Annotated in this window: 11 protein-coding genes; 8 read left to right on the top strand and 3 right to left on the bottom strand. The window is 59.3% G+C overall.

Translation table 11 applies throughout. The features are described from left to right. Positions 1-115: 115 nt before the first annotated feature. The 5 genes from AC1ROR_RS15465 to AC1ROR_RS15445 are packed head-to-tail and all read left to right on the top strand — an operon-like array spanning position 116 to position 5,140. Positions 116-859, top strand: a complete 744-nt coding sequence (locus tag AC1ROR_RS15465; RefSeq protein WP_139786080.1) for an amino acid ABC transporter permease — start codon at positions 116-118, stop codon at positions 857-859. Then, the gene (locus AC1ROR_RS15460) at positions 856-1,638 is read left to right on the top strand and encodes an amino acid ABC transporter permease (RefSeq protein WP_059753232.1); all 783 of its coding nucleotides are present in this window, start codon (positions 856-858) and stop codon (positions 1,636-1,638) included. The genes AC1ROR_RS15465 and AC1ROR_RS15460 overlap by 4 nt, the downstream gene beginning before the upstream one ends. A gap of 12 nt (positions 1,639-1,650) precedes the next feature. After that, entirely contained in the window at positions 1,651-2,451 is an 801-nt protein-coding gene (locus tag AC1ROR_RS15455; protein WP_020813292.1) for an amino acid ABC transporter ATP-binding protein, read from the top strand. Positions 2,452-2,455: 4 nt separating this feature from the next. Beyond that, positions 2,456-3,802, top strand: a complete 1,347-nt coding sequence (locus AC1ROR_RS15450; protein ID WP_498589933.1) for an MmgE/PrpD family protein — start codon at positions 2,456-2,458, stop codon at positions 3,800-3,802. Between the two features lie 18 nt (positions 3,803-3,820). After that, on the top strand, positions 3,821-5,140 hold the full coding sequence (locus tag AC1ROR_RS15445) for an LLM class flavin-dependent oxidoreductase (RefSeq protein WP_167377571.1): 1,320 nt from the start codon (positions 3,821-3,823) through the stop codon (positions 5,138-5,140). Between the two features lie 182 nt (positions 5,141-5,322). Here the strand turns inward: AC1ROR_RS15445 and AC1ROR_RS15440 are convergent, their stop codons facing one another. Further along, positions 5,323-7,059 carry a methyl-accepting chemotaxis protein gene (locus AC1ROR_RS15440; RefSeq protein WP_498589932.1) on the bottom strand — a complete coding sequence of 579 codons (1,737 nt, stop codon included), beginning with the start codon at positions 7,057-7,059 and terminating at the stop codon, positions 5,323-5,325. 328 nt (positions 7,060-7,387) lie between these two features. On the opposite strand from AC1ROR_RS15440, the gene AC1ROR_RS15435 reads away from it, so the two are divergent. Then, the gene (locus AC1ROR_RS15435; protein WP_498589931.1) at positions 7,388-8,641 is read left to right on the top strand and encodes an NAD(P)/FAD-dependent oxidoreductase; all 1,254 of its coding nucleotides are present in this window, start codon (positions 7,388-7,390) and stop codon (positions 8,639-8,641) included. A gap of 56 nt (positions 8,642-8,697) precedes the next feature. Here AC1ROR_RS15435 and AC1ROR_RS15430 read toward each other — a convergent pair whose 3' ends face one another. Beyond that, positions 8,698-9,231: a hypothetical protein gene (locus AC1ROR_RS15430; RefSeq protein ID WP_498589930.1), complete on the bottom strand. Its 534-nt coding sequence runs from the start codon at positions 9,229-9,231 to the stop codon at positions 8,698-8,700. A gap of 50 nt (positions 9,232-9,281) precedes the next feature. Further along, positions 9,282-9,506: an aa3-type cytochrome c oxidase subunit IV gene (locus AC1ROR_RS15425; protein ID WP_035221013.1), complete on the bottom strand. Its 225-nt coding sequence runs from the start codon at positions 9,504-9,506 to the stop codon at positions 9,282-9,284. 417 nt (positions 9,507-9,923) lie between these two features. Between AC1ROR_RS15425 and AC1ROR_RS15420 the strand changes: the two genes are divergently transcribed. Both AC1ROR_RS15420 and AC1ROR_RS15415 read left to right on the top strand, forming a co-directional pair. Then, positions 9,924-10,463 carry a TRAP transporter small permease subunit gene (locus AC1ROR_RS15420; protein ID WP_035221016.1) on the top strand — a complete coding sequence of 180 codons (540 nt, stop codon included), beginning with the start codon at positions 9,924-9,926 and terminating at the stop codon, positions 10,461-10,463. 32 nt (positions 10,464-10,495) lie between these two features. After that, positions 10,496-11,965 (top strand): TRAP transporter large permease, encoded by a 1,470-nt coding sequence (locus tag AC1ROR_RS15415; protein WP_035221018.1) that lies wholly within the window; start codon positions 10,496-10,498, stop codon positions 11,963-11,965. The last annotated feature ends 271 nt before the right edge of the window (positions 11,966-12,236 follow it).

The raw sequence follows: 12,236 nt of genomic DNA, 5'->3' as shown, positions 1-12,236 counted from the left end.
ATGACCATCAGGAACGGCCGGTTTCGCCTGCCGTTCTTTTCTGCTTTATAAAAAGACAGGTCATTCTGGCGCCGCCTGCAGGGCGGCGCACCCGCGACAACAGCATGGATTTCCGATGCAGGATGGATTTACAGCGCGCTTCATAGAACTGGCCGCGCATCTTGGCCTCAACTATGACTTTCTGAACAGCGGTTACGAGGTTCAGATCTGGCTCGACGGCATGAAGATGACGCTGATCCTCGTCGCCGTCACTTTGCCGCTTAGCCTCCTCTTCGGCTTCATTTTCGCGGCAATGCTGACATCGGGCAAGGTCTGGCTCGCCGGCCCCGTGCGCGCCTATGTGGAACTGACGCGCAACACGCCGACGCTGGTGCAGCTGATGTGTGGTTTCCTCGTGCTCAACATGCTGATTTCCAATGCGCTGGGCGGCGCGCAGAACAACCCGCTGACGCCATTCTTCTGGGTCGTCGCCATCACCGGCCTGCACATCGCCGCTTTCCATGCGGAAGCGTTGCGCGGCGGTATCGAGGCGGTGCCGGCCACCACCATCGAGGCGGCGCGCGCGATCGGTTTCAGTTCCTTCGAGATTTTACGCTATGTGGAGTTTCCGCTGGCCATCCGCACGGCGCTGCCCTCCATCATCAACAACCTCGTCAATCTGGTGAAGCTCACCACGGTCGGTTCGGCAATTGCGGTGGGTGAGATCACCTATGCCTCGATCCTGATCTGGACGCAGCGCGACAATGTGGTCGAGCTAATGATCGTCATCCTGATCTTCTTCAGCGTCATCAATTTCATCGTCGCAAGAGCCGGTCTCTGGCTTGAACGGCGTCTTGCGGTTCCGGGGTTCGGTCAATGAGTGCGGTGGTTTCTCCAACACAGGCGGTAAAGAAGCCGCCCTTCGGCACCATTCTGCTCCTCGGCGTGCTGATATCAGTCATTTTGTGGCTGATCCTCGACCCTTCGCTCGGCCAGGTGCTGCTGCAATGGCTGCCCTATCTGGCCAAGGGTTTTGCCATGAACGTGCTGATCAGCATCCTTGCGATCGCCATCGGCACCTTCATCGGCGTCCTGCTCGGCATCATGGAGCTCGCGCCCTACCGTCTCGTGCGAGCGCCCGCGCTCACCTATGTGCAGATATTCCGCAACGCCCCGCATCTGGTGCTGATCTTCGCCGCGACCTACATCTTCCCCTTCGAGATCGTCGCCTTTGGCAACTACATTCCCTTCCCGGACTGGATCAAGGCCGTCGTCGGTCTCGCCATTCCGGCCAGCGCCCATATCGCCGAAATCACCCGCGGCGCCATCCAGTCGATTCCGACGGCGCAGTGGGAAGCGGCGCAGGGGCTGGGTTTTTCGCGCAACCAGACACTGCGCTGGATTATTCTGCCGCAATGCGTGAAGCGTTCGCTGCCGCCATGGATGAACCTCTATGCTTCGATCACCATGGGTACGGCGCTCGCCTCGCTGGTCGGCGTGCATGAGCTTCTTCATGCCGCGACGGACGCCAGCACCGCCGTGCAGCGCAACGATTTCACCGTCGTGGTCTATCTCACCGTTCTGATGGCGTTCTTCCTGTTCTGCTATCCCGTCTCCCGTTTCACGCAGCGCCTCGAGCGGCGCTTCGCTTCCCGCTGATTGGAACAAGCCATGTCCGCACCCGCACCACAAACCGCCGCAAAAGCCCTGGTCGAACTGGAAGGCATACACCTGTCCTTCGGTGACAATCAGGTCCTGAAAGGCATCGACCTCACGGTCAACAAGGGCGACGCCGTCTCCATCATCGGCCCTTCCGGCTCCGGCAAGTCCACCATCCTGCGCTGCATCAACGGCCTGCTCATTCCGCAATCGGGCAAGATCACCGTCGGCGGCACCCGTGTCGACCAGCTGAAGACCGAGGCTGAGCGCATCGCGCTGCGCAAGCGCATCGGCATCGTTTTCCAGCAGTTCAACCTCTTTCCGCATCTGACGGTGATGGAAAACATCACCATCGCGCCGATCAAGATTCTCGGCACGCCGAAGGCGGAAGCCGAGCGCCATGCCCGCGAATTGCTGGAAAAGGTCCGCCTTTCCCAGAAGGTCGATGCCTATCCCGGCCAGCTTTCCGGCGGCCAGCAGCAGCGTGTGGCGATTGCCCGCGCGCTCGCCATGCGGCCGGAACTGGTGCTGTTCGATGAGGTCACTTCCGCGCTCGACCCCGAAACCGTGGGCGAAGTGCTCGCCGTTATCCGCGATCTCGTCAATGATGGCATGACCAGCATTCTCGTCACGCATGAAATGCGTTTTGCCGAAGAAATCAGCGACAATATCGTCTTCACCGAAAACGGCCTGATCGTCGATCAGGGCACGCCGGAGCATATTTTCTACAAGTCGACCAATCCGCGCATCAACGCCTTCGTCAAGGGTCTCGGCGGACAGGTGGCGCGGGTCAATGACGGCGAAGGGATCTGATGCCATGGCCGCGGACGAAAAACTCACCCTTCATCTCGCCGAAGCGATTGCCGCCTCCGATCCCCTGGGTGACGAAGATGCTGTGGCCATCGCCCGCACGGCGCTGATCGATTTTTTCGCCTGCGTGCTGGGCGGCGCTGCCGACAGAAGCACGAAAATCCTGATCGACAGCTTTACGCCCGGCACGTCAGGCACGGCGGGCATTATCGGCCACGATCTGCGCACGGATGCCTTCACCGCCGCCCTCATCAACGGTCACGCCGGGCATGTGCTTGATTATGACGATGTTCACGGCAGCGTACGCGGCCACCCGACTGTCGCCATCATTCCCGCTTTGCTGGCTATCGCGGTCGAAGAGAGCTCCACGGCGGACGCCTTCATCGCCGCCTATATCGTCGGGCTGGAAACCATGGCGCGTCTCGGCCTCTCGCTCGGAACGAAGCATTACGAAAACGGCTTCCACGCCACCGCCACGCTCGGCCCCATCGGTGCTGCGGCAGCCATAGCCCATCTCCTGAAATTCGACCCGCAAACCACGGCCGTGGCGCTCGGGCTTGCCGCAACCCAATCGGCGGGGCTTCGCCTGCAATTCGGTTATGACGCCAAGCCGCTGCATGCGGGGCTTGCCACGCGTGCCGGCCTTACCGCCGCGCGGCTGGCGCGATCGGGCTTTCAGGGCGCGCCGGATTTTCTGGAAAACCCCATCGGTTTTTATTCCGCCTACGCCTTCGGCGCCGAGCAACCGAAACGTGTTCTCTCCGGCTGGGGCGCACCCTGGCAGATCGTCTCGCCCGGCCTCACCCTCAAGGCCTTTCCCTGCTGCACAGCCAGCCATCCCGTTGCCGTCGGCGCGCTGGCGCTGCGCAACAGCAATGATCTGACGCCGGACGAGATCGAAACGGTCACCATCACCTTCCCGCCAGGCGGCGATGCCGCCCTCGTCGGCCCCGCCACGCCCACGACCGGCATCGACGCCCGCTTCAGCGCCGAATATGTCTTTGCCGCAGCGCTGACGGATGGAGCGCTTGGTATCGGCCATTTCGACGAACGCCCGACGCGCGACGACTTGCTTGCCCTTTCCGCCAAAGTCTCACGCCGGCATGACGAGACCGCCCGCCGCCTCTCGCCCGATCCGACCACACGGTTCGTGGTCATCGACGTGACGAAGAAGGACGGCACGGTGCTGTCGCGCCGTGTCGACGGCCTTCCTGGCATCGATGACCCGACCGAAAAATTTGCCGACGCGACCGGCGGCAATGAGAAATTTTCCGGTATTCCGGCACTGGTGCGGTCCATGAAGACCGCAGCCGACCTCAGGAAGCTCGAAACGCTTCTGGTATCGCAAATATAACTCGACCGACATGAAGGCATGATCCCCATGACCACCACGACACGCAAAAGACAGATGCATCTCGGCCTTTTCCTGCAGGGCGCCGGGCACCACGTTTCCGGCTGGCGTCACCCCGATGCCGAAGCCGGCAGCGAGAATTTCGATCTGCTCACCCGTGTTACGAAAATGGCCGAAGCGGCGAAGTTCGACATGGTATTCCTCGCCGACGGCCTGACCAGCGGCGTCGACGCCCACCCCTCGATGATAGCCCGTTTCGAGCCGCTGACCCTGCTGGCAGCCCTTGCCATGGTCACCGATAAGATCGGGCTGGCCGCCACCGCCTCCACAACCTATGGCGAGCCCTACCACACCGCCCGCGCCTTCGCTTCCATCGATCATCTGAGCCACGGCCGCGCGGCGTGGAACATCGTCACCACCTCCTATGCCCGCACGGCGGCGAATTTTTCCAAGGACCATCCCGAGCATGACGAACGTTATGCGGTGGCGGAAGAATATGTGAATGTCGTTCGCGGCCTGTGGGACAGCTGGGATGACGACGCCTTCGTCAAGGACAAGCAGGCGGGCCGTTACGTCGATCCGGAAAAGGTCCATATCCTCAACCACGAGGGCAAATATTTCACGGTCAAGGGACCGCTTAATATTCCGCGTTCGCCGCAGGGCCACCCGGTTCTCATCCAGGCCGGCTCTTCGGGGCCGGGGCAGGATCTCGCCGCCCGCACCGCCGACATCGTCTTCACCGCCCAGCAGGCGATTTCCGAAGCGCAGGCCTTCTATACCAGCCTCAAGGCACGTGTGGAAAAATTCGGCCGCGACCCGGCCAGCGTCGCCGTGATGCCCGGCTTCATGCCGATCATCGGCAGGAGCTTTGAAGAGGCTGGCGAAAAGCTGAAGGAACTGAACCGCTGGACCGATATCAAGAGCGCAATGCCGCTGCTTGAAGAACGCATCGGCCACAGCCTTGCCGATTACGATCTTGACGGCCCGCTGCCGGACCTGCCGATTTCCGACCAGTTGCGCAGCCGCGCTGAACTTCTGACCGAACTTGCACGCCGCGAAAAGCTGACGATCCGGGAGCTGGCACTGCGCGTTGCGGCAGGCCGCGGCCACCATATCGTCATGGGCACGGCCAAAGACGTGGCCGACCGCATGCAGCAATGGTTCGAAAACGGTGCGGCCGACGGTTTCAACGTCATGCCGCCCTTCTTCCCCGGCGGGCTGGAGGAATTCAATCGCGAGGTCGTTCCGCTGCTGCAGGAACGCGGCCTGTTCCGCAAGGACTACGAAGGTTCGACACTGCGCGACCATCTCGGTATCGAACGGCCGCCATTGCGCGGATGACGGAATGCGGATGCCAGATCAAAGGGGCATCCGCATCAGAAATTCATTCAACGGGCCAAAGCGCTTGCTGCGCCGCCTGGACTTTCAGCAGACATCCGGCGTCATCACGGATCGAGGCCGAAGAATGATGGGGGAGAGGTTTGACTACCTCTCCCACTATCCGAGGGACGTAAGCCCGCCCTTTACGCAGCCGCTCGCCTCGCCGGCTGATCGCGCCGGCTGGCATTCGAAAAATCCGACGGCATGGACGATCCATCTTCACGCTGAACCGTGCGGCGGTTCAGTTTGAACAGGCTGACGAGTTGTGCGAGCACATCGGCGCCCTGCGCCAGCGTGGTGCTTATCACGGTGGTACGGGCACTCATGGAAGCGTTCTCCTGCGTCATCTGGTCAAGCCGGTTAACCGCCCGATTGATTTCGCCTATGCCGATTGCCTGCTCATCGGCCGCCTTCGCGATCATGTCGACATTGCCGTCTATGTGCCTCACCAGCGCGTCGATCTGCTTCAGCGCTTCACCGGTCTCACCCACCAACCTCACACCTTCAAGAACCTCGGTGCCGGAATTGTTGATAAGCGCCTTGATTTCCTTCGCAGCGTTGGCGGAGCGTTGCGCAAGTTCGCGCACTTCCTGCGCCACGACGGCAAAGCCCTTGCCGGCTTCCCCCGCACGCGCGGCTTCCACGCCGGCATTCAACGCCAGAAGGTTGGTCTGGAAGGCAATCTCGTCGATAACACCGATGATCTGGCTGATTTCGCGCGATGCCGTCTCGATACGCTGCATGGCATTGACGGTCCGCTCAACCACTTCGGTCGATGCCGCCGTCGATGTCCTTGCGCTCTGAACGAGCTTGCGCGTCTCCCTGGTATTTTCGGTCGATGAGCGAACGGTGGCGGTAATCTGTTCAAGCGCCGCCGAGGTTTCTTCCAGCGCCACCGCCTGCTCGCGCGAGCGTTCGGCGAGATTGACGGAGGCTTCACTGACTTCCTGGCTGCTCTTGGTCAGGTCATCCGTCTGACCAAGAACATTCTCCAGCGTCTTCTGGAATTCCGCGATGGACTTATTGAAGTCGCGACGCAGCCTTTCGAACTCGCCCACGAATGGTTTGTCCAGCGTGACACGGATATTGCATTGTGAAAGCCGCTCGAGGGCAGCGCCAAGCTCTTCAACCGCATGCATGCGGTCGGTCACGTCGAAAGCGAATTTCACGACCTTGAAGACACGGCCCTGGTCATCGAGGATCGGATTGTAGGACGCCTGAATGAAGACGCGTTTGCCATCCTTGCCAAGCCGCATAAACTGTCCGGATGAAAAGCTGCCCGTGCGAAGCTCATCCCAGAAGCTGCGATAGTCCTGAGACTGTGCATAGGCCGGCTCGCAGAACATCGAATGATGTTTACCGATAATTTCTTCCGCCGTGTAACCCAGCGCGCCAAGGAAATTTTCATTGGCACCAAGGATTTTTCCGTCGGGCGTAAATTCAATCATGGCCTGCGCCCGGGAAAGCGCCGCCAGCTTGCCGTCATCCTCGGCGCTCTTGCGCTTGATTACAGTAATGTCGGTCGCGATCTTGACGACCTTGTAAGGTTTGCCGAAACGAAAAACCGGATTGTAGGAGGCTTCGATCCAGATTTCGTCGCCGTTTTTCGCCCGCCGCCGGTACTGGCCCTGATCATATTCGCCGCGCGAAAGCTTCGCCCAGAAAACCTTGTATTCCGGGGAGGCCGCATCGTCGGGAGACAGGAACATGCTGTGGGAACGCCCGACGATTTCAGATTGCTGATAGCCGATCGCATTGCAGAAATTATCGTTCGCCTTCAAAATCTTGCCGGTAAGATCAAATTCGATGATGGCTTGGGAGCGGCTCAAGGCGTCAAGCACCGCAGATGCATCCAGACCAAATTTGGAAAAGTGAGACATGCCTTTAAACCCCCAGCGATGACCAATATACGGACCTCCTTCACCTCTCGAACAGAAAAGACAAAAAGGGTCGGTCCACCTGCGGGTGAAACTAGCCGGACACCGTTAAATAGCCATTAATGATGATCCATAACTACTTGCATGGCGACAGGATTGGCAGGCAAAAATACTTGAGGCCTGCGTCATTTTTCAGCGCAATATCTCAGGATGGGAACCGCTTATTTGCCACACTGCTGATATTTCTGCGGCCGCGGCGCAATGCGGCCTTTCATCGGAACGGCATTCATTGTTATGGCGGGCCTGAAAGATTTGTGTTGCAGGAGCGCCGATGACCAAAACCCTGAAATGCGACGTGCTGGTAATCGGCAGCGGCATTATCGGTTCCATGGCGGCGCTTTACCTGCAAAATGCCGGGCGCGATGTCGTTCTTCTGGAGCGCGGCGAAGTCGCCCGGGGTGCGAGCGCTGGCAACGCCGGCATCCTGGCCTTTCCCGAAATCATTCCCATTCCCGCTCCCGGCATCATGAAAAAGGCGCCGCGCTGGCTTTTCGATCCGCTCGGGCCACTCAGCGTGCCGCCCGCTTATGCAGCAAAGATTGCGCCCTGGCTGTGGCGTTTCTGGCGCGCCAGCGCCGAGCGCAACTTCCGCCACGGGCTGAAGGCGCTTGGTGACATCAACCGGCTGGCGGCCACGGAAATGGCCCATGTCACGGCCATGCCCGAGCTCTCGTCCTTTGTCTCGAAAACCGGCGCACTCGATCTTTACGACAGCGAAACGAGCTTTAATGCCGCCCGCAAAGAGTGGAGTGAAAAGGAGCAGGCAGGGTTTTCCGTTCAACGTGTCGGCCGTGACGAGATAGAGACCCTGCAACCGGGTCTTGCACCGCAGTTCCGTCACGCCATGTTTTCGCCGGACGGCCTGCAGGTCTCCGATCCCTATGCTTTCACCCGTGCCATTTTTGATCTGGTGATTGCCCGTGGGGCGAGCCTGCGCAAGGGCGAAGCCGAACGCATCGACGCCGTCGGCGAAAGCACGATCGTGACGCTGGAAAACGGTGACAAGATCGATGCCGACAGAGTGGTGATCGCCTGCGGTGCATGGTCGAAGAAACTGGCCGCGGCGCTTGGCAATATTGTGCCCCTGGAAACGGAGCGCGGCTATAACACCACCCTGCCCGCTGGCGCCTTCAACGTTACACGGCAACTTTACTTCAACGACCACGGTTTCACCGTAACCCCGCTATCCTCCGGCATCCGCATTGGTGGCTCTGTCGAACTTGGCGGTCTGGAATTGAAACCCAATTTCAAACGATCCGACGCCATGCTGAAAAAGGCGGGACGTTTTCTGCCGGGCCTCAAGGTGGAAGGCGGTCGGCAATGGATGGGGTTCCGCCCGTCAATGCCGGACTGTCTTCCCGTCATAGGTACGGCGCGCGCCACGCCCTCCGTCATCTATGCTTTCGGTCACGGCCATCTAGGACTGACACAATCGGCAGCCACCGCCCGCCTCGTAACACAGCTCGCAACCGGGGAAGAGACATCGATCTCGGTCGATCCGTTCCGGCCGGGGCGTTTTTCCTGAATATGCGGCAGGCCGGTTGATGCCGGCCATCGTGTTTCCGGTTCGAAACGTTTGGCTTATTTCACCGGCTGCATGGAATCTTCCGGAAATTCCACGTCGGCAAAGGCCGGATAGACTTTTCGCAGGGTCGTCACCTGTTGCTGGTCGCTGACACGCAGCAAGTACCAGTCCGTACCATCGATCAGCGCCAGCGTGTGGGATTTCGCCTCGATTGTCTGGCCACCGGTTTCCATCACCGTTTTTGTCGGAACAAGCGCATAGGGCGTTCCATCGGGCGTTTGCCCGACACTTATCGCCCGCGTGTCCATGGTGAACTCGGTTATCTTGACCGCCGCCAGCGCCATCTGCATCTGCGCCGTCAGGGCGCTGCGCAATTGCTCCACGGTAATACCCGCGTCGCTTGCAATGAACTCGAAGATTTTCGGCGGTACCGTCCTGGAAACGGCCTCGAAATCCTGCTTGTTCAGCGCCGCGCTGAACCGCTCGATCTGCGTCTTGAGACTGTCCTGCTCGGACGGCAATAAATCACGCGACCAGGCGGGATGTGAAATCACCGCCAGCAGGAACAGACAGGATAACAGGCGGTTCATGGCTTTACCTTTTGGCATTGGCCGGCATCGCCCCGTTGCCGCAGGATCGCTCAGCGCAGCAGAAAAAATCCTGCAACCGAAAGGGCGAGGAAGACAATCAGGCCGCCAAGGAAACCTGCAGAGGTGAAGAAACCGGCGACCATGGCAAGCATCAGTACACATACCAGCATGGTGCCATATTTCGTCATGGCCAGAAAAGCGTTGTAGGTCTTTTCGTGCTCGGCGTAATTCATCTCGGCGCCAACTTCGACCGGACCCGTATGGTGTTCGCTCATTCCGCTTCCCCTTTTGCTCCATCCGTCACTGCCGCTGCGCAGAACAATTTGCTCCGCGGACGATCATGGGCTCATGCCGGATTCTCCGGAGCCAGAGGTAACATGAAGTCGCCGAAAAGTGCAATGCATTCGGAACGAAACAGCATCTGCGCGATGTTAGGACAAAGGCGCGCCGGGCAAAGCGTGCGGCTGGGCAACATTCTTTCGCAAACGGTTGAAAAGGGCGGTCGTCCGGCCTGTTTGAGAGTGGTTTCGGTTGCTTTTCGAACAGCCTGCCCATACACGGGATTCTGTGGGGAGGAACGCCGGGACCTGAATCAGCGGATACGCGTGGAGGCGCGACCGCCGCAATGCACGCCCGGCTTTGCTCTCCGCCATAAACCCGAAAAGGGCCCAATAAGGGAAGAGGGGAAAGTCATGAAATCGCTTTTGAAAATAAGTGCGCTCATAGACCTTGCGAGCGAAGCTCTGGGCAAGGTCGCCGGTTATCTGGTGCTTATCTGCTGCCTCGTCAGTGCCGGCAATGCCATGGTTCGTTATGCTTTTAACTACAGCTCAAACGGCTGGCTGGAAATCCAGTGGTACATGTTCGCCTTTATCGTTCTGATCGGTGCGTCCTACACGCTGCGCATGAACGAACATGTGCGGGTGGACATTATCTATGGCGCGATTTCCTCGCGCAGCCGCATCTGGGTTGACCTTATCGGAATAACGCTTTTCCTGCTGCCCGGCTGCTTTTATCTGGCCTGGCTTTCCTGGCCGATGTTCACGCTTTCCTGGTATCAGAACGAAATGTCCTCCAATGCCGGCGGTCTCATTCGCTGGCCGGTGAAACTCATCATCTTTGCCGGTTTCGCCCTTCTGGTTCTTCAGGGATTTTCAGAACTTATCAAGCGCATAGGCGCCCTCAACGGGCTTTATGCGCTGGATACGAAGTACGAAAAACCCCTGCAATGATCGCGCCGATCTGAACCTTCAGGATATTTCCCATGTTTGAATATGGTATTCTTCCGCCACTGATGTTCCTCGGCATGATCATCTTCATGCTTTACGGATTTCCGGTTGCTTTCTCGCTTGCCACCGTCGGTCTGGTTTTCGGCGTCATCGGCATCTTCACCGAACATTTTTCGCCGGCCTTTCTTCAGGCCTTGCCGCTGCGCATCTTCGGCATCGTCTCCAACGACCTTCTGCTCGCCATTCCCTTCTTCACCTTCATGGGCGCGATCCTGGAGCGATGCGGGCTTGCCGAAGATCTGCTTGAAGGAACTGGCAAGCTGTTTGGCGCCATTCCGGGCGGTCTTGCCTATGCCGTCATCATCGTCGGCGCGATCCTCGGCGCAATCACCGGCACGGTTGCGGCCTCCGTCATCACCATGGGCGTCATCTCGCTGCCGATCATGCTGAAATACGGTTACAATCCGCGGCTTGCCACCGGTGTCATCGCGGCATCGGGAACGATCACGCAGGTCATTCCGCCGTCCCTCGTCCTGATCGTTCTTGCCGACCAGCTCGGCAAATCCGTGGGCGACATGTATCTCGGCGCAATCGGCCCCTCGATCCTGCAGGTCGCCATCTTCATGCTCTTCATCCTGCTGATGTCGATCGTGCGGCCGAAGGATTTGCCGGCTTTGCCGCCGGAAGCACGGGGAGAACTCAACCGCGCGCTGGTGTTCCGCGTGCTGGCGGGCATGATCCCTTCCATCGTTCTGATCTTCCTCGTGCTCGGCACCATATTCCTCGGCCTCGCCACCCCGACAGAAGCCGGCGCGCTCGGCGTCGTCGGCGCCATGGCGCTTGCCGCCGCACACCGACGCCTTACATGGGATCTCGTCAAGCAGGGCATGCATTCCACCATGCACATCACCTCCATGGTGGTGTTCATTCTGGTCGGCGCCACCTGCTTTTCCCTGGTCTTTCAGGGCATGGACGGTTCGCTGTGGATCGAACACATGTTGTCGGGCATTCCGGGCGGCCCCATCGGCTTCCTGATCTTCGTCAACATCTTCATCTTCTTCCTCGCCTTCTTCCTCGATTTCTTCGAAATCGCCTTCATCGTCATTCCGATGCTGGCACCGATCGCCCAGTCGCTCGGTATCGACCTGATCTGGTTCGGCGTTCTGATCTGCATCAACATGCAAACGAGCTTCATGCACCCGCCTTTCGGTTTCGCACTGTTTTACCTGCGCTCCATTGCACCGCGCACGGTCAAGACATCGGATATCTACATGGGCGCCATTCCATGGCTCGGCATGCAGCTCATCCTCGTCGCCATCGTGATCTTCTGGCCGGAATCCGTCACCTACTGGCTGGATAAGGCACCCGAAGTCGATCTGAATTCCATCAAGATCGAAGTGCCCGCCTTCGGCAATCAGGGTGGCAACACGATGCCCAATTTCGGGCAGCCGGGTGGATTGCCGGGCATGCCGAATCTTGGCGAGCCCCCGAAGATCGGGCCCTGATCGGCGTCTTGTAAGGACTGGGCGAAACGCTTATGATTGCGGAGTGGAAGACAGGGTTGCGCCCCTGCCTTCCGTTTATTCTCTTTAGAAATGGAACCGGACAGTCACTGACCAGCCTGTCCGGTTTTTCCTAATGACGAATGCAATGCTCAGCGTTTTCCACATCGCATCACCTCCACAGTTGAGAGCAAGGCCTTTGCCGAGGTCGGCGTGGCCAATCCTCGCCGACACTCCGGCTGGTCGCGGAGCCTGCTGCTTCTACGCCCAACGA

It is taken from the genome of Agrobacterium sp. GW821-FHT14E08 (genome assembly GCF_058803865.1).
This window is presented reverse-complemented; position numbering and strand designations above follow the sequence as displayed.

Coding starts and splice junctions, on each gene's coding strand:
- AC1ROR_RS15465 (WP_139786080.1), top strand. CDS start 116: ATGCAGGATGGATTTACAGCGCGCTTCATAGAACTGGCCGCGCATCTT.
- AC1ROR_RS15460 (WP_059753232.1), top strand. CDS start 856: ATGAGTGCGGTGGTTTCTCCAACACAGGCGGTAAAGAAGCCGCCCTTC.
- AC1ROR_RS15455 (WP_020813292.1), top strand. CDS start 1,651: ATGTCCGCACCCGCACCACAAACCGCCGCAAAAGCCCTGGTCGAACTG.
- AC1ROR_RS15450 (WP_498589933.1), top strand. CDS start 2,456: ATGGCCGCGGACGAAAAACTCACCCTTCATCTCGCCGAAGCGATTGCC.
- AC1ROR_RS15445 (WP_167377571.1), top strand. CDS start 3,821: ATGATCCCCATGACCACCACGACACGCAAAAGACAGATGCATCTCGGC.
- AC1ROR_RS15440 (WP_498589932.1), bottom strand. CDS start 7,059: ATGTCTCACTTTTCCAAATTTGGTCTGGATGCATCTGCGGTGCTTGAC.
- AC1ROR_RS15435 (WP_498589931.1), top strand. CDS start 7,388: ATGACCAAAACCCTGAAATGCGACGTGCTGGTAATCGGCAGCGGCATT.
- AC1ROR_RS15430 (WP_498589930.1), bottom strand. CDS start 9,231: ATGAACCGCCTGTTATCCTGTCTGTTCCTGCTGGCGGTGATTTCACAT.
- AC1ROR_RS15425 (WP_035221013.1), bottom strand. CDS start 9,506: ATGAGCGAACACCATACGGGTCCGGTCGAAGTTGGCGCCGAGATGAAT.
- AC1ROR_RS15420 (WP_035221016.1), top strand. CDS start 9,924: ATGAAATCGCTTTTGAAAATAAGTGCGCTCATAGACCTTGCGAGCGAA.
- AC1ROR_RS15415 (WP_035221018.1), top strand. CDS start 10,496: ATGTTTGAATATGGTATTCTTCCGCCACTGATGTTCCTCGGCATGATC.